Annotated in this window: 16 protein-coding genes; 10 read left to right on the top strand and 6 right to left on the bottom strand. The window is 42.5% G+C overall.

The window, feature by feature from the left end; genetic code table 11:
- Positions 1-27: 27 nt before the first annotated feature.
- From IPZ60_RS10145 to ispH, 5 genes are all read right to left on the bottom strand, one after another.
- Entirely contained in the window at positions 28-1,506 is a 1,479-nt protein-coding gene (locus IPZ60_RS10145) for a C13 family peptidase (protein ID WP_194197679.1), read from the bottom strand.
- A gap of 421 nt (positions 1,507-1,927) precedes the next feature.
- Positions 1,928-3,889 (bottom strand): molecular chaperone HtpG, encoded by a 1,962-nt coding sequence (gene htpG, locus IPZ60_RS10140; RefSeq protein WP_194197678.1) that lies wholly within the window; start codon positions 3,887-3,889, stop codon positions 1,928-1,930.
- A gap of 470 nt (positions 3,890-4,359) precedes the next feature.
- Positions 4,360-5,175, bottom strand: coding sequence for a thioesterase family protein (locus IPZ60_RS10135; RefSeq protein WP_194197677.1), 816 nt, complete (start codon positions 5,173-5,175; stop codon positions 4,360-4,362).
- Positions 5,176-5,203: 28 nt separating this feature from the next.
- Complete coding sequence (locus IPZ60_RS10130; protein ID WP_110923271.1) at positions 5,204-5,449, bottom strand: hypothetical protein; 246 nt, start codon at positions 5,447-5,449, stop codon at positions 5,204-5,206.
- Positions 5,450-5,508: 59 nt separating this feature from the next.
- On the bottom strand, positions 5,509-6,465 hold the full coding sequence (gene ispH / locus IPZ60_RS10125; RefSeq protein WP_110923272.1) for a 4-hydroxy-3-methylbut-2-enyl diphosphate reductase: 957 nt from the start codon (positions 6,463-6,465) through the stop codon (positions 5,509-5,511).
- Between the two features lie 339 nt (positions 6,466-6,804).
- On the opposite strand from ispH, the gene gmk reads away from it, so the two are divergent.
- The 8 genes from gmk (at position 6,805) to IPZ60_RS10085 (ending at position 17,682) form a co-directional block, all read left to right on the top strand.
- Positions 6,805-7,431: a guanylate kinase gene (gmk, locus tag IPZ60_RS10120; RefSeq protein ID WP_194197676.1), complete on the top strand. Its 627-nt coding sequence runs from the start codon at positions 6,805-6,807 to the stop codon at positions 7,429-7,431.
- Positions 7,432-7,618: 187 nt separating this feature from the next.
- Positions 7,619-7,879, top strand: coding sequence for a DNA-directed RNA polymerase subunit omega (rpoZ, locus tag IPZ60_RS10115; RefSeq protein WP_110923274.1), 261 nt, complete (start codon positions 7,619-7,621; stop codon positions 7,877-7,879).
- A gap of 333 nt (positions 7,880-8,212) precedes the next feature.
- On the top strand, positions 8,213-10,411 hold the full coding sequence (locus IPZ60_RS10110) for a bifunctional (p)ppGpp synthetase/guanosine-3',5'-bis(diphosphate) 3'-pyrophosphohydrolase (RefSeq protein ID WP_194197675.1): 2,199 nt from the start codon (positions 8,213-8,215) through the stop codon (positions 10,409-10,411).
- Between the two features lie 337 nt (positions 10,412-10,748).
- On the top strand, positions 10,749-11,129 hold the full coding sequence (locus IPZ60_RS10105; RefSeq protein WP_110923276.1) for a RidA family protein: 381 nt from the start codon (positions 10,749-10,751) through the stop codon (positions 11,127-11,129).
- Positions 11,130-11,270: 141 nt separating this feature from the next.
- Positions 11,271-13,568: a primosomal protein N' gene (locus tag IPZ60_RS10100; protein WP_194197674.1), complete on the top strand. Its 2,298-nt coding sequence runs from the start codon at positions 11,271-11,273 to the stop codon at positions 13,566-13,568.
- 84 nt (positions 13,569-13,652) lie between these two features.
- Positions 13,653-14,804, top strand: a complete 1,152-nt coding sequence (locus tag IPZ60_RS10095; protein ID WP_194197673.1) for a cation diffusion facilitator family transporter — start codon at positions 13,653-13,655, stop codon at positions 14,802-14,804.
- Between the two features lie 209 nt (positions 14,805-15,013).
- Positions 15,014-15,718, top strand: coding sequence for a hypothetical protein (locus IPZ60_RS10090; protein WP_194197672.1), 705 nt, complete (start codon positions 15,014-15,016; stop codon positions 15,716-15,718).
- 77 nt (positions 15,719-15,795) lie between these two features.
- Positions 15,796-17,682: a monovalent cation:proton antiporter-2 (CPA2) family protein gene (locus IPZ60_RS10085; protein ID WP_194197671.1), complete on the top strand. Its 1,887-nt coding sequence runs from the start codon at positions 15,796-15,798 to the stop codon at positions 17,680-17,682.
- A 12-nt stretch (positions 17,683-17,694) separates the two neighbouring features.
- On the opposite strand, the gene IPZ60_RS10080 is transcribed toward IPZ60_RS10085, so the two are convergent.
- Positions 17,695-18,624, bottom strand: coding sequence for a DUF2628 domain-containing protein (locus tag IPZ60_RS10080; protein ID WP_194197670.1), 930 nt, complete (start codon positions 18,622-18,624; stop codon positions 17,695-17,697).
- A gap of 299 nt (positions 18,625-18,923) precedes the next feature.
- Here IPZ60_RS10080 and trmB point away from each other — a divergent pair, with 299 nt between their 5' ends.
- The gene (gene trmB / locus IPZ60_RS10075; RefSeq protein ID WP_194197669.1) at positions 18,924-19,775 is read left to right on the top strand and encodes a tRNA (guanosine(46)-N7)-methyltransferase TrmB; all 852 of its coding nucleotides are present in this window, start codon (positions 18,924-18,926) and stop codon (positions 19,773-19,775) included.
- Between the two features lie 1,036 nt (positions 19,776-20,811).
- Positions 20,812-21,882 (top strand): recombinase RecA, encoded by a 1,071-nt coding sequence (gene recA, locus IPZ60_RS10070; RefSeq protein ID WP_194197668.1) that lies wholly within the window; start codon positions 20,812-20,814, stop codon positions 21,880-21,882.
- Positions 21,883-21,913: the final 31 nt, after the last annotated feature.

Here is a 21,913-nt window from a genome sequence, read left to right as displayed (position 1 = left end):
TTTTGTTCAAAGCAAAATACACGATGTTTAGTTTGTAGTACTGGCGGTCTCAACAACTGGCTGATTACCATCACTGTTATTAACGATATTAATAGCTGTATCAGACTCGTTAGTGATACTAGCGACGGATGGTCGTGTGTTATCGAACAACACCTGTTCAAACGCAGGTAATGCTGTTTCCATCAGGCTACCAATGACCATCTGCGGCTCTGATGGCTCAAAGCCCATCAAGCTTTCGCGTTCACTGACACGCAATCTAGCGTCCTTAAATGCTGTCTCGAAACTGGTATTACTTCGTAAGCTCTCAGCAAAAAATGCTTGCCCAAAGTAAGTCATCTCTGCTGTATTGGTACAACCAAATGAGGCTTTATCAGTGGCTGATGCAGTAATTACCACGGTCGTTGGAGATGCTAAATCATCGATAAATGAGCCTGAATAACAAGCGGATACCACAATCACACGCCAGCGAATACCTGACGCATCTAGTGCCTCACGTAGCCAAGCGGCATCTAAATTATCCATCTCAACCGGTGGATTGGCCAGTTGCACGACGTCCTCGTCGCCATGTGAGGATAACGTGAGGAACAATACATCTTCGTCAGCATTCATCTGCTGACCGATTCTTTTTAGGCCACGTAAGATACTGGTCTTGGTAGCGATTGGCTCATCCATCCAGCTATAAGTGTTGTTAATCAATGAAAGTGAGTGCCCACTGGTGCCAAAACGCACATCAAACAGCTCACGTACCTTATTAATCTCAGAACGGAAAACGTTTTGATCAGAGAAACCTGCAACACCCATGAAGTACCAGTCGGTCTTACCTGGCGTACTTGGATCAATGCTGTTTAATGCTTGCTGTAACAAACGGGGCTGCTCATATAATGCGGCCTCTTCTAAGACAGGCTCTACAGGAATTTGCTTGAATATGGGTTGGTCAGCGACATTACGCTGCCAAATCGTTAGAAGTGCAACGGCACCTACCAGTACGATCACCCGCTCCCACCACGGTATACGCAAGCGATGGAAGAAAATCCACATCAACGCTAACGTCTGCCATAAAAACAGCACTAAAAATAAGATGGGTAAAAATGAATAACTCCAATTGGGCAACCAACCATAGCTACTCAAGTATTGCACCAAGCTCTGTAATAGCGCTGACAATGTATCAGCAACCAACCACAACACTACGGGCACAAAGACCAGCGCTTGATTACCAGCACGCCGTGCCAGAATAATGCCGCTCAATAGAATAATCATTGGCCAAATTAGATAACTAACCAACCCTTGCTCATTAAAGATACTGCCACTTTCGGCAGCCAACCAAGAAAACAATACATTGCTACCGAGTGCTAACAGCGCAAACACAGCAAACTGTATAAAAGTGGGCTTGACCCAAGAAAACGCACGCGTCGACCCTACCAGCATCCATAAGGTTGCAATAATATTGGCAGCGAAGTTGAGCGAAAAGCGCTGAAGAGATACGGTTTTTAACGACGCAAGTGACAAAGACTTAGACCTCTAGCCAGCCGAGAAAATAAAGTGAGTCAATGATAAGTATAGTCGAGGTAATTTAGGGTTAGTACAAGGCAACCGAGTGTACATAGTACAGCTGTACCACACACAAGATTGCCACCATACTAATCTACCAATACTTTGACTATGTTTTGATATGTTAGCCATTTAGTGCCTTTAACTTACATTTTTGCATGGCCTATAAACATCAATTTTATATTTAATTCACTATGAAATGATTATAAGAGGCATCAAATACTGCCTAATAGTTTAGCTCGCTAATCTATCGCGATTGTAACGGATTGTCGGTCAAGAGGATAAGGCTGATTTGTAAAATTTGCTCATATTTGAACTAAAAAACAAACAAAAAAGAGGCCTTGCGTACAAGACCTCTTTTTTCATTAAATACCAGTCATTATCTCATTAATAACTCATTAACACGTTTTAGATAAGCTGCTGGATCTTCTAATTGACCGCCATCTGCTAGCAATGCTTGATCAAAAATCACTTGCGCCAAATCATCAAACTGTTCGCTGCTCTCAAGCTTCTTAATCAATGGATGATCAGGGTTTACTTCAAGCGTTGGTTTGCTCTCTGGTACATCCTGCCCCATCTGCTTAAGCATTTGAATCATCTGCGGCGACAGCTCACCTTCACCCACAACTAAGCAAGCTGGGCTATCAACCAAACGAGTAGATACTTTTACGTCTTTAGCACGTTCGCTTAGAGCTGCTTTGAGCTTATCGACTACTGGCTTTAAGGTTTCTTCTGCTTTTGACGCTTCAGCTTTTTCGGCTTCATCTTGCAAGTCACCTAAATCTACTGCGCCTTTTGCGATGTTTTGCAGCGGTGTCTCATCAAATGAGGTTAAGAAGTTCATCGCCCACTCATCGACACGACTAGTCATCAAAATAACTTCGATGCCTTTCTTTTTGAACAGCTCGAGTTGCGGACTATTTTTTGCCGCAGCCAAATTATCAGCCGTTAGATAATAAATGGCCTTTTGACCCTCTTTCATACGGCCTTTATAGTCTTCAAAACTGGTCTTTAGACCATCTTGCGTGCTGGTGGCATAACGAAGCAATTTGGCAATACGTTCTTGATTGCCCATGTCTTCGCCAAGACCTTCTTTGATAACATCACCAAACTCTGCATAGAACTGCGCAAACTTTTCTTGCTTATCACTATCTTCGCTATTGCCCAAACTTGCCAATGTCGTCAAGATACGACGTGCATTACCATCGCGGATAGACTTCACATCACGAGACTCTTGTAACAGCTCACGGCTGACGTTCAGTGGCAAATCTGCTGAATCGATAACACCTTTGACAAAGCGCAGATACATCGGTAGCAGCTGCTCTGCTTCATCCATGATAAAGACACGTTTGACATATAACTTGAGGCCATGTTGCTGCTCTCTAGTATATAAGTCTGCAGGTGCTTTCTTAGGAATATACAAAAGCTGAGTGTACTGCACACGGCCTTCTACACGATTATGTGTCCACGTAAGCGGTGCATCCATGTCATATGAGATGTTTTTATAAAAATCAACATACTCATCATCTTCAATCTCAGATGCTGAACGTGTCCATAATGCACTGGCCTTATTAATGGTTTCCCATTCGTCAGTCAATACCATCTCGCCACCAGTAGGTGCGTCGTCGTTCTCATCTTCTTTTACGTCTTCTTGCCAGATCTCTTTACGCATCTGAATCGGCAAGCTGATATGGTCAGAATATTTATTCACCAAGCGCTTGATTTTACCACGATCTAAATAGCTGTCTTCGCCTTCAGAGTACTCTTCTTTTAGATGCAAAGTGATCGCAGTGCCGCGTGTCGCTTTCGTGATAGGCTCAACCGTGAAGCTACCAGTGCCATCTGATACCCAGCGCACACCTGTATCTGCATGCTCGCCCGCTTTGCGCGATTCAACGCTAATCGTATCTGCCACAATAAAACCTGAATAGAAGCCAACACCGAACTGTCCGATTAATTGGCCTTCTTGCTTTTGCGATTCAGAAAGCTTGTCTAAAAATGCTTTGGTACCTGACTTCGCAATCGTACCTAAGTTTTCGATAGCATCCGCTTCATTCATACCAATACCATTATCGGTAAAAGTAATAGTTTTAGCGTCTTTATCAACAGCGATGCGAATTTTTAACTCACCATCATCTTCGTAAAGGCTGTCATCATTTGTGCCTTCAAAACGCAATTTATCGCAAGCATCAGAGGCATTAGACACCAATTCACGGACAAAGATATCAGCGTTAGAATACAGTGAATGCGTCACTAGATGCAGCAACTGCGCTACTTCTGCTTCAAACGTATGTTTTTTTAATTCTGGATTCAGACCTTCAGCTTGAGTTGCTTCACTCATAAAAACTCCTTTAAATTCTATGAAAGACCTATTATAAGATAACGATAAATTTGCGAGAGCTGACTTACTAATATTAGAAAACCTGCCGTATGCAATATCGTTAAACTGTCTATACTAATAGGGGCATAGAAGAAAATTTCAAGCGTAAATGGGTTATTCAATAAAAAACACCGCATTAGTTTCCTAAAGCGGTGTTTTCAGATAGTACTTATTGTTGCTCAGTACTTATAAAGGCTTTCTTTCAATAGCAAACAACTCAAGTTGCACAGCTTATTCTGAATAAGCTTCTAGCAATATATCCAAAATAGTAGTGAGTTTTTTTGAAAACCGATTGTTCTTTTTCATAGTAACCTTCAGTGCAGTAATATTGTCTTGATAGACACCATTACAACTGATTACTATGATTATGTAAAATATATTAAATACATATTTTTGTTTTGTTTTTTAAAACAATAAAAATCATTAAACGTTTAGCGCGGCATCGGACGAATAGTCAGAATTTGCTCACTGCGACCAAAAGGTCCATGTACATCATGCAACACGGCACTGGTCAGTCCTATTCCATCATCGCCATACTGTTGTACGGCTTCGATACCGAGCCAGCGGCCTTGCGGTATACGATGCATATGAATTTGCAAATCAGTGTTTGGAAACATCCATTCTAACTTTGACAACCCAAGACCAAGTCGCGGTACGACACCGTTGGCAGTATCGACCATACCTAGCAAGTGCACCATGTCATCGGTAGGCTCACCTTCGATCATCTCCATGTCATTGGTGATCCATACCATTCCTTTACCGGGGCGACGGTCAGGTTCTGCAACTAGGCGTACGCTTTCGATAAAACCACCCGGCCAGCCTTTCATATCTTCCCAAACTGGTAAATCTTCAGGTTTATGTTTGGCTTTTTGATCTTCAAGCCCTGCTATAGGACTGGTATCTTGCGTCATGAGTCGCCACGCTCGTGCAATGATGGCATCGCGACCATGACTACTCATCACTGCCTCAACCAGCTCAATGGTCTTGCCCGGACGAATACAACGCGTGGTAATGGTAAAGTCATCGAGCGGTATTAACCCTAAAATATCGAGACTAATACGGGCAATACGTGTACCTGCTTGCGGTGCATAACCTTTTAGCTCAGCAGTAAGCAAACCTGTCGCTGGTGCCATGTGTTGCTCATGCTCATTCCAAGCACCTTGTGCATGCTTGGTCGGCTGATAATATGCCACGCTAACGCCATCATCCTGCTGTTCTCGTTTGATAAACTTATAATAAGCGGTCATAACTGTCCTATATTTTTTGTTTTTTATTCTATTGAGTAAGCTCTTGCTTTCTTAGCATGAGGATATTACGAGCTTTTCTTATGAAAAATAATAAAAAAATCATCAGCACAACAAGTGCTGCATAAAAAAATGTTTTTTCTGACATGAACTTCATCATGTTCATAAACAACACAAATGCTACTACCACAGTCACCAGCATATTAATTTTTAATTGCTTATTAACTTCAGCGAGAGTGGCAGTTGCTAGTACAAATTTATTGTTTTGCTTGTTCATTCTACTGTGCTCATAGTAGGTTATTTTAATCGTGAACTTTCATAGTAGCTGGTTTTACGCTACTTGCCGACTTGGGTAATCGGAATACGTAGCGCTTTAGGCAAACTAAATATCACGTTTTCCTCAATACCTGATAACTCGCTAGGTAGATCGCCACCCCAGTCTTGGAGCTGTTGCAGTACTTCTTGAATCAATACTTCAGGCGCTGATGCACCCGCAGTCACACCTATACTCTGCACACCCTCTAACCAGCTTCTGTCCATTTCACTGGCATTATCAATCAAATAAGCGTGGCAATTCATACGCTCTGCTAATTCACGCAGACGGTTAGAATTCGATGAATTTGGTGAGCCGACGACTAAGACCACCTCACAGCGACTGGCTAAGTCTTTTACCGCATCTTGGCGGTTTTGGGTGGCATAGCAGATATCGTCTTTACGTGGGCCTTGAATACTAGGGAACTTCTCACGTAACGCATCGATAACGCGTGCCGTGTCATCCATGGATAAAGTGGTTTGAGTGACGAATGCTAAACGCTCAGGGTCTTGTACCGTCAAGGCTGCGACATCGCTTTCATCCTCAACCAAATGAATATGACCACCATGGCGACGGTTAAAGCGCCCCATGGTGCCTTCCACTTCAGGGTGTCCGGCATGACCAATCAATACCGCATCCATCCCATCTTGTGCAAACTTGGCGACCTCAATGTGTACCTTGGTCACTAGCGGACACGTAGCATCAAATACCGTTAAATCACGACGCTCCGCTTCATCTTCCACCGCTTTTGACACGCCGTGAGCAGAAAAAATAACGATAGAGCCATCTGGAACTTCATGAAGCTCTTCAACGAATACTGCACCGCGATTGGCCAAGTCAGAAACTACAAATTTGTTGTGTACCACCTCGTGGCGAACATAAATAGGTGGCTCAAAACGTGTTAATGCTTCGTTCACAATCGCAATCGCGCGATCCACACCAGCACAAAATCCACGTGGATTGGCAAGATAAATTTGCATAAGAAGGCCTATCATTAGATAATTTATAGTTAAAGCTTATTTTAAAAGCTTCAATTCAAATATTGGGATGAATTCATTCTGCTACTTTAGCATAATTTGCTTTTATTGCTCTTGAAAATAGCATGTACTAATAGCAATGAGTGATACAACTCACTGTTATAACAGTAGCGTCTGGACAAGACTGGCTTTAATTAAAATAAAAGCCACAAAAGCAGTTTATAATGACGTATTCATTAACAGTTTATAATAACGTAACCCCTATCGCCTTGTATGATGATGATTTTTATTTTTACCAGTCTTTAACTGTTTATCAGAACACACTCCATTAGGACAAATTGTATGACAGGTTCATTATTTATTATTACCGCCGCCTCTGGTACTGGCAAAACTTCACTGGTAAAGCAATTACTTGCCACAACCAACGACTTAACCGTCAGTGTGTCACACACAACTCGCACCCCGCGTCCTGGCGAGATTGATGGTCATCATTATCATTTTACCGACGTGGATAGCTTCACAAAAGCCATTGATGAAAACAAGTTCTTAGAACACGCAGAAGTATTTGGTAACTATTATGGGACGTCAGAACAAAGCGTGCGTACGCAGTTAGAGGCAGGCGTTGATGTCATCTTAGAGATTGATTGGCAAGGTGCGTTGCAAGTCAAAAAAATATTTACTGATGCCACGATGGTTTTTATCTTGCCGCCCAGTCTCGCCACCTTACGTCAGCGCTTGTCGACTCGTGCACAAGATAGTGTGGAAGTTATCGAGCAACGTTTGGCAGGGTCAGTTAACGAGATGTCGCAGTATGTGAACGCCGACTTTGTTATCATTAATGACAACTTTGAAGTCGCATTGACTGAGCTAAAGGCGATTATCGTGGCAGATAGACAGACACTTGCTCGCCAGCAGCAGCGTTATCATCGCACGATTAGTAACTTGCTCAACAGCAACGTAGACGTATAAATCAAGCACTGATAACTGCCTAGTAGCGCATAAATTAAGTAGCGACAAACAGATACGCAAAAAGCAACTACGCGACTGGGCAAAAAATGCTATAATGTCTAGCTATTCCCCTTTTATATTTTTGATATTATTTTTATTGAGTAGCGGTAAAGTCCGAGACTAATAAAAACAACCGAGGTAGCTATTTATGGCACGAGTGACGATTGAAGATTGTTTGGATAATGTTGATAATCGCTTTGAACTAATTTTAGTAGCAAGCAAGCGCGCACGTCAATTGGCCAAAGGTCTCGCTGAGCCAATGGTTGATGTCGATAACGACAAGCCTACTGTATTGGCATTACGTGAAATTGCCGCTGGTAAAATCACTCGCGATATTCTGAATCAACCAGAGCATAATTTTGCGACCAGCTCGCTAGATTTAGCACTGTCAGGCGATCATAGTTTTTAGTAACTGATTGCTAAAATAAGTATGTAGCCACTATATACTTATAATAGAAACCACAGCTTATGCTGTGGTTTTTTGATTATAAACTATAATGATAGCCACTGGACTGGTTTAACCCCTATTTATACGTCAAAACCTACCATTGAGTTATAATTTTTAATTTTTTACAGCGCCGACTCGCTTAGCAGTTGACATTGAATGTGATTTGCGATTAATTAGAGGATGGGCTACCCATTCTTATGTTTTTTCTCAAGATTTTTATAGTATTCACTCAGTCACCATTTACCTCGACAGACAATCAGGCAAATAGGTAATGGAAAATAGGATCGTTACTTTATGAGTCAAACCTTACCCAAACTCAGTCATCACCTAGTGGATGACGCTCAATATAACTTGCTGCGCTCAGTAGGTTATCTCACTGCCGCTGAACGCCGTGATATTGTTGATGCCTGTGAGTTCGGTGATATTGCGCACATCAAAGACAAGCGCAAATCAGGGGAACCTTATATCACCCACCCGATTGCGGTTGCTGAGATACTGGCAGGTTTTCGATTGGACCGAGATACCGTTATTGCCGCCATTTTGCATGATACGGTCGAAGATACTGATGTGAGCTATGAGCAAGTTGAGCAGCGCTATGGCATCGTGGTGGCAAGATTGGTTGATGGTGTGACCAAGCTAAAATCCTCTTCGCATAATAAGCAACAAAATAAAGCCGCGACCTTTCATAAGATTTTGACCGCCACGCTTGCTGATCCGCGTGTGTTGATTATTAAGCTTGCCGACCGCTTACACAATATGTCTACACTTGACGCAGTACGTCCTGAAAAACAACGCACTACTGCACAGGAAACGCTAGATTTTTATGTGCCATTTGCGCGGTTGATGGGTCTCAATGATATTGCTGATTATATCGAGGTGCTGTGTTATCGCAATCTTGACTCTGATATGTATAACAAGATATCCGATAAGTTACTACAACATGGCCTAGGACGTAACTTTCAGAGAGAAGCCATTCATCGCTATTTGAGTATTGTACTCAATAACTTGGATCTGAATGGACTGGTCACTGTTTTAGACAATCGCGTGGTGATATACCGTCAGTTTTTCCGAAACCGTGGCGAGATTAATGCGCTACTACGTCACTATGCGTTTGAGATTATTCTCGACAATATCGAAGCCTGTGACAAACTCGCTTATTACCTGATTAAAAAATACCAAATTGACGATACTCATATCGCTGATAATATTCGTCGACCACTACCGGGCGGTAATCAATCGCTCACGCTTATCTATGAGCGTGATAACGATGTGGTCAAAGTGACTATTTTGACCAAGCAAATGCAAAATGCTGCCAGACTTGGGGTCATCGGTGCAGAACATGCCTCCGACGTCAGTCAATCAGTCATTCAAGCATCACTACGCAACATGAAAGACTTGGTCGATGAAGACAATTTAAATACACATAGTCCTGATTTTGCAGCAGCAGTCGCTACGATTAATGAGCTGATGGATTATCTGCACTCCAGTAAAATCATCTGCTATAGCCCAAAAGGTCGTGCCTATGAGCTACCACAAGGGGCAACGGCGCTAGACTTTGCCTACGCTGTCGGACCGATGGTAGGTAACGTGGCCGTTGGTGCCAATATCGAAGGCAAAGCTGCCAAACTTGGCACCGTGGTAAAAAATGGACAGCTAGTCGAAATTGAGGTTAACAGTCACTCAGAGCCGAAAGCGGAATGGCTTGGGTTTGTGGTCACCAACAAAGCCCGTGAAGAAATTTTACGTTGGTTTAAAGATTTATCCGCTGCAGACAAGCAGCATCATGGTCAGCAAGCATTGGACAGGGCACTAAGAACCTACCAAAAAAGTCTGGATGACTTGACCGAAAGTGACTGGAAAAACCTTACTGAATGGCGTGGGCTGACAGAGAAAGAGGCACTATTTGAACAAATAAGCTCTGGCACATTATTACCACAACTCGTGGTGACCCGCTTATTCAGCGATGAAGTTCGCGATCTGCAAGCTCGAGAACATAACGATGACATGACTCAACCGCAGCAGCTCATAGTAAACGCCTCTGGGGTTGAACTCGACTTCGCCAACTGTTGTCATCCTATCTATGGTGACCCTATCGTTGGCCATTTATCGCGCCATGGTCTGGTGGTGCATCGACACAAATGCTTCTCTTTGGACGACATCCGTAAAGACAATCCCTATCAAGTGATTCAGCTACGTTGGCGTAATGATAAAGCGGTCAAACAAGGTGATCCAGATGAATACAATATTAAAAACACTGGTAAAATTCGCTTCCCTGCTTATTTAAAGCTCTCTGTCGCTCTCAGCGATGAGCAAATCACTGAAGTCGTTTATCATTTGCGTCAATTAAACATGGGCATCGAAACCGTTGACGTCCGTAACAGTGATACCATCATTCACATCATTGTACGTAGTCGTAATCACTTAGCACAGGGTATTCGAGAGCTGCGCTCATTACTTGGCTTTCCTAATATCATACGCCTATATCAACTATAATATAGTCAATTGATATAAATCAGATACAGCATCAGGCTCGCTCAGTCTACTATTCGTAGTACCTGTGCTAGCCTTTACTATTTCTAGATCAATCTTCTCTAAGTTGTTTCTAAAGTATATTGAATTGAATATTAGAGCGATGGCTTATCATTAACGCTTGCTTAAGAAAACACTGGATTTTTTATTCAGCAATTTTAGAAAACTCTCAAATAATGATAAACTGTTTTACTTGATTCTTAGCACCTACAATTAAGGCATATCGTCATTTGTACTGAAATCTACAAGATGATGAAACGCCACTATTAACCAAACCAAAAAAGCATAAAAAGGACATAATATGACTCGTCAAACTATCCAAACTGATAAAGCCCCTGCCGCTGTTGGTACTTACTCACAAGCCGTAAAAGTCGGCAATACTGTTTATATTTCAGGTCAATTAGGTTTTGATCCTGATACGATGGAGTTAAGAGAAGGTTTTAAAGCACAAGCAGAGCAAGTATTTGAAAATATCAAAGCCATCTGTGAAGCTGCTGGCGGCAGTTTGAATGATGTGGTTAAGTTCAACGTGTCGTTAACTGATTTGAGTGATTTTGCTGTTTTAAACGAAGTATTTGTTGCCAATTTAAGCGAACCATACCCTGCCCGTGCAGCAGTTCAGGTAGCAGCATTACCTAAAGGTGGCGTGGTTGAGATTGAGTCTATTCTATATATTGACTAGTTTTGACAGTTACTAATTTTAATGGTGACTCTGCTTAAATAAAATATTGTATATTGAACCAATATAAGCTTAGCATCATGCTAAGCTTATTAGTCTCTGGCTCTTTTTTTACATCAATCTTATCAAACTGCGAAGCCTTTTATGTTGGTACAAGTTGCTCTGCCCGTGCCCCTTTATCGGGTATTTGACTATAGCCTACCAGCAAATGTGCATGCTTTGCCAAATACGATTGCCATACCCATACCGCCTATTGGTAGCCGGGTCGAGGTATCATTCGGTCGCCAGACTCTAATCGGTATCGTCGTTGCTCATATCTCCGAAGCCAATAGTAGCGTGCCACTCAATAAGCTCAAGCCTATCAATCGCTGCTTGGATGCTGAGCCTATTTTAGACGAGCGAATGCTAAAGCTCGCTTCTTGGCTATCGCGTTATTATCACTACCCCCTCGGTGACGTTCTAGCAGTTATCTTACCAACCCTTGTTCGTCAGGGTAAGCCGTTAGATCTGCTGATTACGCACTGGCGAATTCTGCCCAATATCACTGACGATGACTTTCATACCAATGCAAAAAAGCAGAAGCAGCAATTTGATATGCTCAAGCTGCATGGCGAGCGCGGCGCAAGTGAAGATGTACTGTTATTAGAGGGTATGCAAAGAGCATTCTTGAAAACGTTGGAAGAAAAAGGACTTATCGAGCGCTACATTGAGCCAAAGCAAGCACCTGCGCCTGTCAAACTTGCAAAAATGCCACTTGATCTCAATGATGAGCAAAAGCTTGCTGTTGAAGCCATCATCGCTGCACATGAATCTGGCTGCTATACAGGATTTTTGCTAAACGGTATTACTGGTAGCGGTAAGACCGAAGTCTATCTACAAGCGATGCAGGCAGTACTAGAAGCTGGCAAGCAAATCTTGATTTTGGTGCCCGAGATTGGATTGACGCCGCAGACACGTGAACGATTCGCCAGTCGATTTGCTGCACATATTGTTTTGCTACACTCAGGGATGAACAATACCCATCGTTTACAAGGGTGGCAAGACTGTCGCACGGGGCATGCACAAATCATCATTGGTACACGCTCATCAGTACTATACCCCTTTGCAAACTTGGGATTAATTGTCGTTGATGAGGCACATGATGGTTCCTACAAACAACAAGACACACTACGTTATCATGCCGCTGACGTTGCACTATATCGTGGGCTACAAGCCAACATCCCAGTGGTGCTAGGTACAGCCACCCCTTCTCTTGAACATCTAAAATTGGTCGATGATGGCAAACTTGTAGAGTGTCAATTGCTCACTCGTCCTGGCAATGCCAAGCCTGCCACCATGCAACTCATCGATGCACGCCTGCAAAGCACCCATCAGCAAGCACAAGACGATGGCGCGCGCTACGATACAGGCTTAACGGATGCATTAATTGGGGCGATACGAAAAACACTAGAAGCGGGCAATCAGGTGTTGATATTCTTAAACCGTCGTGGCTATGCGCCTGTATTATTATGCGAGGCTTGCGGTTGGCAGGCCGACTGTCCGCGCTGTGATGCTCATTTAACTGTTCATTATAATAGTCAGTCTCAACATAACACTTACGTCAGCAACTCTTATTTAAAATGTCACCATTGCGACTGGCAATCCTATATTCCTACTGTGTGTCCTGATTGCGGTAGTCAAAATTTGGATGCCAAGGGTATGGGAACTACGAGGCTCAGCGAAAACCTACATGCTATTTTTGCCAATCCGCAAACCAGTAAAGAGCTGTACCCTATTATTCAGATAGACCGTGATACCACAAGACGTAAAGACAGCTGGGAAAATATCTACCAGCGTATCAACGAAGGCACTCCTACTATATTAGTCGGCACACAAATGGTCGCAAAAGGCCATCACTTTCCCAACGTCACACTGGTCTGTTTGCCTAACGCTGATCGTGGCTTTTTATCAGCAGATTTTCGCTCACCTGAGCACACTGCACAGCTCATGATTCAGGTGGCTGGGCGCGCTGGACGAGGTGATAAATCTGGGCAAGTACTGATTCAAACACTGCAACCAGATAATGAGCTATTATTAAAGCTCGTGAAGGATGGATATTTATCATTTGCGCGCGAACTACTACAAGAGCGCAAAATGATGGGGTTGCCGCCTCATACTCACGCTGCATTGATACGCTGTGAAGGTAAGACACTTACCGCCACCACTCAAGCGCTAAAAGATGCCATTAGTATTCTACCGAATGCACATAACCTTGCTGTGCTTGGTCCTATCGATGCACCAATGAGTAAAAAGAATAGTCGTTACCATGCGCAACTACTGCTCTTAGCCAAGGATAGACGGCAATTACACCATGTACTTAATCAATGGTGGGAGCCAGTACTTGCCTTGCCAAATGCGAAGTACCTTAAGCTGACCTTAGACATTGACCCAGTTGGTTGGTAACCTAAATACCTTAAGCACCTATCGCAAACTATGTAGAGCAAACATTGACGATCGAATTCAATGTCAGAGAATTTGAGGCTTGTTATGACTACAGAAGATTCAAAGGCTAATGCAACCCATGATACGCATCAGAGTGCTACTGATACTCCCGAACATCAGCATGATGAGCAAAACTCTCATGATCATGATACACACTTAGAGCAGTCAGCCTCACCGCAAGATACCAAAGGCTATCAACGCACATTACTGTTTAGCTTTATTATCATCACTGGCTACATGTTCGTTGAGGCCATTGGCGGCTGGCTAACTGGCAGTTTGGCACTATTATCAGATGCGGGTCACATGCTCAGTGATGCAATCGCACTTGGCGCCACCTTAATGGCCTTCAAAATTGGCGAAAGAGCAGCCACTCATCAAAAGACTTTTGGCTATAAACGTTTTGAGATATTGGTCGCTACCGTCAATGGTGCTACGCTCATTATTATTGCGTTAATGATTTTTTATGAAGCGATTAAACGCTTTAACGCCCCTCCTGAAATCGCTACTCAGGGCATGCTCATCATCGCAACTATCGGTATGCTTGTAAATATTTTGGTCGCATGGCTGATGCACCGAGGTAGCAATCGTGGAAAGGCACATGGTCATAGCTACGAGGAGAATGACACCAAAGCAATAAACAATACAACTGATACGAAAGAACCCGTTAATCTTAATATGCAAAGTGCTTACTTACACGTATTGAGTGATTTAATGGGGTCAGTGGCTGCGATTATTGCAGCGCTATTGATGATGAGTTTTGGTTGGGTATGGGCAGATGCGGCAGCGTCAATCATCGTTGCTATTCTGATTCTCTTTAGTGGTTACCGCGTTGTCCGTGACTCTGTACATATCTTGATGGAAGGTACGCCAACAGGGATAGCATTAATAACCGTTGAGCAAACGTTGATTGCCCATCCACAGGTACAAAAAGTCCATGATCTGCATGTTTGGAGTATTACCAGTGGTCTCAATGCCTTATCTTGTCATGTCGTCGTCGATGGTGAGATGAATATTCACGAATCAAGCCTATTGATTGCCAATTTAGAACAACGCTTGCTCACACTTGGCATACATCACGCTACCATCCAAGTCGAAAGCTCATCGCACCCGCAGACTAAGTCACATAGCGATGCGTTGGTCTGTGATATTTCCGAACAAGCAACTGATAATAATAGTCACATTGGACATAACCATTGACTATGATCCATTTATAACAAGCAAATGAATATAAAATAAGTAAATATTAACAAATCAAAAACCTCAAATTCATGTCACACTAGTTTCTATCAATGTAATGGCATGTCACAAATAATTAAAAATTGAATCTCGTTGCCATATTTTTAATAGAAATTCTGTATACTTAAGACTTAAAAAACTTATTCACGATCTATTGAAGATATACAATTATGTCTAGACGCTCAGCGCCCTTTGTCGCCCCTGACTATATCGACGATCCCACTTCAAAAGATGGCAAAAAACACGCCAAAGTTTTGCTATCAACGCTGCAAGAAGATATTGCGAGCTTTCGTGATGAGCAATTTCCACCTGATATTTTGCGCCAAATTCGTGACATGCCTATCTATGAAGGCAACTTGGCAGAAGTCCAAGCCTACCAACAACGCTGGCAAACGATACTTGAGCGCGCGATGGCATTTTACCCTGCAGCCAATCTACCACCCGACTATCTACCGCTACCAGCCAGCCTTGAGATTCCACAGTTTATCTATCACGTTCAACGTCTACATTTAACTAAGACTCGTGCCAAAGAATCCAAAAGCTTTGGTTCAGTAGGTGCGCTGACGGATAAATGCGGTGATTATAGTGCTGATGAAATTACACGTATGTCAGCAGTATTCGATAACGATGATGAGGCACGTTTGGTTGCACATCGTGAGTTTATTGACCTACGCGCTTATGTATTTTGCCGTGATAATAAAGGTGAGATGCTAGAACCCGAACGGGTACGCTTTTATCGTACTGGACTCATCGTCCATGCTTTACCCGACTTCAAAATAGTCGATAGCAGACAGACTCCACGTAAGCGCCGTAATGACGCTTATAACAATCCGCTTGCCGATAATGGCATTTGGAAGATTTACCGTAAAAAATAACCTACGTTGACGCTATGTTATTTTCACCATAGCCACTTTATATTGTTTGTCTTATTACCATATCTTAAGGATATCAGATGCTTGCTGCCGCCGCCGGCTCACCAAATTTAATGTTACAAGCTACAATCTTCTTAGGAGCAGCACTGCTCTTTGTACCCCTTGGTAAACGATTTGGCATTGCGACGGTTTTAGGTTATCTCATCACAGGTCTGATATTAGGCCCTAGCGGCTTAGATGTAGCGGGCGACGCTGAGAGCTTATTACACTTTTCTGAGTTTGGCGTGGTGATGCTGCTATTCATCATTGGTCTTGAGCTTCAGCCTTCACGACTATGGGCATTACGGCGCTCCATATTTGTACTCGGTGGCTTGCAAGTCGGCCTGACCGGCACGCTACTGATGTTACTTTTACATCATTTCTTCTCCTTACAATTGGATACTGCTTTTATCGTAGGCTTTGGCCTTGCACTATCTTCTACTGCATTTGTATTACAGATATTGACTGAAAAACAGCAGCTTGCGAGTACCCATGGTCGAGAAGCTTTTACGATCTTATTATTCCAAGATATTGCCGTTATTCCTTTACTAGCCGTCATTCCGTTTTTATCAGGGGTGCGCGAGCAAAGCTATGATTTGATTTATTTTGGTAAGGTATTTGCCGTATTTGCTGGACTCATTTTTGCCAGTCGCTATGTTGTTCGACCATTCTTTAAATTCGTGGCATCAAGTGGCGCGTCGGAACTGTTAACGGCAGTCGCACTATTCATCGTAATGGGTGTGTCTATTTTGATGGGGCAAATTGGTCTATCGATGGCTTTAGGTGCATTCTTAACTGGTGTATTGCTAGCGGATTCAGAGTATCGCCATGAGCTAGAAGCCAGTATTGAGCCTTTTAAAGGGCTGCTGTTAGGCTTGTTCTTTATGTCTGTTGGGATGCTAACCGACGTCAAACTTATATTAGCCGAGCCTATCTTTATCATCGGTTGTGCGATGGGCTTGATGTTTATCAAATTTGGTGTCATTACAGCGATTGCAAAAGTACTAGGAAATCGCTGGCCAACCAGTCTTAGACTGGGTGTGACTCTCGCTCAAGGTGGTGAATTTGCCTTCGTACTATTTAGTGTCGCTACCGCACAGAACGTCCTGCGTCCTGAGCTTGCCAATACACTGAACCTTGTTGTAACTATCTCTATGGCACTCACGCCATTAGCTTTTTTACTATTAGAAAAGATAGGTGAGCCTTTATTTGCTAAGAGCAAACCAAGCCGTGAATACGACTCCATTCCAGACCATGAGCACCAGGTGATCATCGCCGGATTTGGCCGTGTTGGTCAGATTATCGGTCGTGTGTTACGCATGCACAATATTGAATTCACCGCCATCGAGCGCTCTGCAAATCGCGTAGACTTTGTCCGAAAATTCGGTAACCAAGTTTACTATGGCGATCCAAAAAACCCCGAAATCTTACGCGCCGCCGGTATCAAAAAAGCACGTGTATTTATTCTCGCTATTGATGACTTAGAGCGCTCCATCACGACCGCTCAATATTTGCGCAAAAACTATCCAGATGTGATTGTCCTAGCGCGAGCACGTGATCGTCAGCATTACTATCGCCTACGTGAAGTTGGTGTGCGTCATATATGGCGTGAGACTTATTTGTCGTCTTTGGATATGTCGCGTGAGTCTCTGCAGTTGCTCGGTATTTCACCAGAAAAAGCGCGTGAAACGGTACAAACTTTCCGTGATTATGATGATGATTTGATTGAACGTCAGCAAGCCATTTATGATGATGAAGCCAGTATGATCGAATCGGCACAATCAGCAATGGCAGAGCTTGAGAGCTTATTTGATGAAGACATTGGTAAAGCACGCAAAATGGATTTGACCGATTTTTATGAAGCGCTAAAGAGCCAAGCGACGCCAGTCGATGAAAAAGACGATATCGTCACAGACGCTAAAAAATAATAGCGTAGCGTTCTATTCAGGCAAGCAACTTTGCGGCGCTTGCCGTTTATTTAGCGACGTCATACAGTTCCAACTATCGCTGTCTGGCACATGATAAAAAACCAGTGTCTGATCATTCAGATAGCGTATCGGAAACTTGATGTTCTGAATCGTTGCAATCACTGCACAGTCAGTCTCTGCTACCCCAGCAGCAGTGGTATCAATGTCGATATTTACTTGCTCTGTTGCCGTATTCAAGGACAAATTAGTTGGGCACTGTCCTGTTTGCTGATAAAGTAATGCCACACGATTTTGGGTCGTTTTGACCGTATCATAGGCATCAAACACCACTTCATTTGCTTTTGGCTTGGCAATAATCGGTAAAAACTGCACCTTAATCACCATTAGAGCAAATGCAAACAACCCAAACCCCAAGCCTAGTCCAAACAGACTTACTCCACCTTCCCTCTGCAAGTGAGCTTTCTGCGCATTCTCATCTCGCTGATAGTCCTCCACAACATCGGCAATTTCACGGCGCGCCATACGGTAATAGTACGCGTCCGTCCAACGTGCAACCATAGATGACCAAAACAGCCAGATTATCGCAGCAATACCTATACGCGTAGCCATCTGATAAGCATCAGGAATATAGGACATTGCTACAAACTCAAAAGCAACCAGCACCAATGCCACGTTGAGTTGGATAAAAGACCATCCTGCCACACTGTATACAATGGCATCCATATAGCGCTTGCGATAGAGTAGCCAAGGGAAAGTCACAAAAAATGCAGCCCAGTGCCATTTTGGTGACAGATAACCTTGCTCATCAAACTGCTCAAAGCGCTTGAGATAATAGTGCTGGCTACGATGACTAATAAACCATTTATCCAACTGTTTACGCTTCACAGCAGTCAGCTGATCCTGATAAAACGGAGGCGGCGAATCTGTCTCGATAAATAGCATAGTGAGGTGCCCTATTTACTATAAAGAAAAGTTTAAATTCATTACGCATGTTATATGATAACGCCAAAACCGCTGTACAGAATAGTAAACGACCGATAAATATAGTTGATTCAATGTAAAAGAAGTACAAGGCAGCCAAGTACGAATATATCTGCAATACGTCAAACGAGATTAATGATTTTACTCTTCCATGGTAGATTGAGCATAAGCGTATTAAAAAAGCATTGTCCGTTCACAGCTGTATAGATTTAACTTATAATAAGCGTACATCACCCATTTTATTAAGTCTTGTCAATCCTATGAGTCAACATCCTGATATTAACGATAACATCGATAGTACGAGTACTACTGATGAACAAAAAAACCTTAGCACCAGCACTGAGAGCAATATTGATACTGACATCGATGACAGTATCGGTAATGAGATAGCGCCTGAAGAAAGCAAACACATTCGTATCGTCAATACGTTTATGAAACGACGTACGCACATGAATAAAAATGCCGAACTGGCACTGACCGCTCCAGAATTTGCTGATTATTTGGTCAATAACAGTTTCGGTGATGGTGATTTAGAAGGTATCAATAATCTACGCACACTATTCGCTGATAGCCCTAATGGTAGTGAAGCGCCACTTACGGTAGAGATTGGTTTTGGATTGGGTGTTTCATTTATTGAAATGGCAGCAGCAGAGCCTACCCGCAACTTTGTCGGTGTCGAAGTGCATGAGCCTGGTATTGGTAAATGTGCTTATATGGCAGGCACACAAGGCTTAAAAAACGTCAAAATCATCAACGGCGATGCGATTCAGTTGCTCAAGCAATTACCAGAAAATCATGTCGACCGTATCCAACTTTACTTCCCTGATCCATGGCAAAAGAAACGTCATCACAAGCGTCGATTTGTCAGTGCGGAACGTATGACCATCGTCACTCGCAGCTTAAAACAAGGTGGCTGGTTCCATACGGCGACAGACTGGGAGCATTATGCATTTTGGATGGTTGAGGTATTAGATGGTTTTGCAGGGTTAACCAATCAAGCGGGTGCGGGTAACTTTACGGATCGTCCTGACTTTCGTCCAATGACCAAGTTTGAGCGTCGCGGCCTAGAACGTGGGCATGGGGTATGGGATTTAATCTATATCAAAGATTAATACTGATAACATATTTTTGATAGATCTAAAAAAGCGGCTAATATATTTAGCCGCTTTTTTTGCTTTACAACTGACCATTTACTAATTTGCAGATTGATTCTTGATAAATTATCAGCTGTAAGCCTTATTTTAGAAGCTTTCACTATTTTTATAAAAAAAACTTATAAAATATTAATACGTGAAACATAGCCATTAGCATGTGGTTTATGGCTAAATATATATTTTGACAATTGTGACAATAGTATTAATTCTTCATTATTCTATATCAATAATCTACGCAAACATCGATGCTATAAGGGTTTGGTGAGTTCTCCCCATAAGCTGTGGATAACCCTGTGTATAAGTCACCACTTGACAAGGATTTCCCTAGATAACTTAAAGGGTGAGGTAAAATCGTTCATTTTTTGTACAATTAAAAAACACTTAAAAATCATATATTTAGACTAATATTACCACTACTTGAAATTATTTTTAATATTTTCAAAATAAAATTTTATCGTTAGCGATGTTTCACAATACGTGAATTTCTAGGCTTTATCTGCTGTGGACAACCTTTAAGCCTATTGACAAACAGTACCATTATATTGTCCAAAATAATAGTTCCTATTTTCATTATTTTAGACGAACTATCATCTATATATCATGCGACAGTTAATGTCGTCTACCGTCATTCGACCCACTAAATGATCTTTGCAATTTGTTATAATCACTCTACACAATCAATAGTACTTAAGAGAAAAATTTCGCGATATGCAGGTACAGCATAGCTTCATAGCGATGCCAACAGATGCTAATTATGAACTTATTTTTGCTTATCTCACGATTTGATTTTACTGTATAGTAAGGTGACATAATAAACATTACTGTCTGTATCATCGATATGACAACCTATTTATCCTAGGTAGATGCTGAACGTTTCTTCCTATCTAAGTGGCAACCCGCTCTATTGAGCCACTACTCTCTATCGTACAAATATATTACGCATAACACCAAAATTGATAGTTTTACATTAATGATTGAAAATAAGGAATCTAGTATGGACGACAATAAAGCCAAAGCACTTAAAGCAGCACTCGGTCAGATTGAGAAGCAGTTTGGTAAGAACACCATCATGCATTTAGGCGATGACGCAGCCATCATGGATGTCGATGTGGTCTCAACAGGCTCATTAGGCCTAGATATTGCCCTTGGGATTGGTGGCTTACCAAAAGGCCGTATCGTTGAGATCTACGGGCCAGAGAGCTCAGGTAAAACAACGATGACTCTGCAAGCCATTGCAGAGTGCCAGAAGCAAGGTGGTACTTGTGCCTTTATCGATGCTGAGCATGCACTTGATCCTGTCTATGCACGCAAACTGGGTGTAAACACGGATGAGCTATTGCTATCTCAGCCTGATAATGGCGAGCAAGCGCTTGAAATCACCGATATGTTGGTACGTTCAGGGGCCATCGACATGATCGTTATTGACTCAGTTGCAGCTTTGACGCCACGTGCTGAGATTGAAGGCGAGATGGGTGACTCACATATGGGCCTGCAAGCACGTCTGATGAGCCAAGCACTACGTAAGATTACAGGTAATGCCAAACGCTCTAACTGTATGGTAGTCTTTATTAACCAAATCCGTATGAAAATCGGCGTTATGTTTGGTAGCCCTGAGACCACAACTGGTGGTAACGCGTTGAAGTTCTACGCCTCTGTACGTATGGATATTCGCCGTATTGGTGCAGTTAAAAATGGTGATGAAATCATCGGTAACCAAACCCGTGTCAAAGTCATCAAAAATAAAATGGCGCCACCTTTCCGTCAAGCTGAGTTCGAAATCACTTATGGTGAAGGTACTAACCACTTAGCCGAAGTCATTGATTTAGGCGTTGAAATTGGAGCCGTTGGTAAAGCAGGCTCTTGGTACAGCTATGGCGACGAAAAAATCGGTCAAGGTAAAGCCAACTCTGTACTGTTCTTAAAAGAGAATCCTGTGATTGCTCAAGAAATCGAAGATAAGATTCGCGACGAAAAACTTGGATCAAAAAAGAGTGCCAAAGATAAAGATAAAGATAAAAAGACTAACGAAGCCAATGAAAAATCGGGCGCTGAAGCTGTACAATAATAGAATGTTCAATAATTGTTATCAATTATCA

It is taken from the genome of Psychrobacter sp. NG25 (assembly GCF_015234355.1).
Taxonomy (GTDB): domain Bacteria; phylum Pseudomonadota; class Gammaproteobacteria; order Pseudomonadales; family Moraxellaceae; genus Psychrobacter.
Note: the sequence above shows the minus strand (reverse complement) of the source record. Positions and strands in the feature narration are given on the sequence as shown.

Excerpts from the sequence above, each read along its gene's own strand:
- IPZ60_RS10110 (WP_194197675.1), top strand. The coding sequence starts at position 8,213 with ATGAGTCAAACCTTACCCAAACTCAGTCATCACCTAGTGGATGACGCT.
- recA (WP_194197668.1), top strand. The coding sequence starts at position 20,812 with ATGGACGACAATAAAGCCAAAGCACTTAAAGCAGCACTCGGTCAGATT.
- IPZ60_RS10135 (WP_194197677.1), bottom strand. The coding sequence starts at position 5,175 with ATGACCGCTTATTATAAGTTTATCAAACGAGAACAGCAGGATGATGGC.
- trmB (WP_194197669.1), top strand. The coding sequence starts at position 18,924 with ATGAGTCAACATCCTGATATTAACGATAACATCGATAGTACGAGTACT.
- IPZ60_RS10095 (WP_194197673.1), top strand. The coding sequence starts at position 13,653 with ATGACTACAGAAGATTCAAAGGCTAATGCAACCCATGATACGCATCAG.
- rpoZ (WP_110923274.1), top strand. The coding sequence starts at position 7,619 with ATGGCACGAGTGACGATTGAAGATTGTTTGGATAATGTTGATAATCGC.
- IPZ60_RS10090 (WP_194197672.1), top strand. The coding sequence starts at position 15,014 with ATGTCTAGACGCTCAGCGCCCTTTGTCGCCCCTGACTATATCGACGAT.
- gmk (WP_194197676.1), top strand. The coding sequence starts at position 6,805 with ATGACAGGTTCATTATTTATTATTACCGCCGCCTCTGGTACTGGCAAA.
- IPZ60_RS10100 (WP_194197674.1), top strand. The coding sequence starts at position 11,271 with ATGTTGGTACAAGTTGCTCTGCCCGTGCCCCTTTATCGGGTATTTGAC.
- ispH (WP_110923272.1), bottom strand. The coding sequence starts at position 6,465 with ATGCAAATTTATCTTGCCAATCCACGTGGATTTTGTGCTGGTGTGGAT.
- IPZ60_RS10080 (WP_194197670.1), bottom strand. The coding sequence starts at position 18,624 with ATGCTATTTATCGAGACAGATTCGCCGCCTCCGTTTTATCAGGATCAG.
- IPZ60_RS10130 (WP_110923271.1), bottom strand. The coding sequence starts at position 5,449 with ATGAACAAGCAAAACAATAAATTTGTACTAGCAACTGCCACTCTCGCT.
- IPZ60_RS10085 (WP_194197671.1), top strand. The coding sequence starts at position 15,796 with ATGCTTGCTGCCGCCGCCGGCTCACCAAATTTAATGTTACAAGCTACA.
- IPZ60_RS10105 (WP_110923276.1), top strand. The coding sequence starts at position 10,749 with ATGACTCGTCAAACTATCCAAACTGATAAAGCCCCTGCCGCTGTTGGT.
- htpG (WP_194197678.1), bottom strand. The coding sequence starts at position 3,889 with ATGAGTGAAGCAACTCAAGCTGAAGGTCTGAATCCAGAATTAAAAAAA.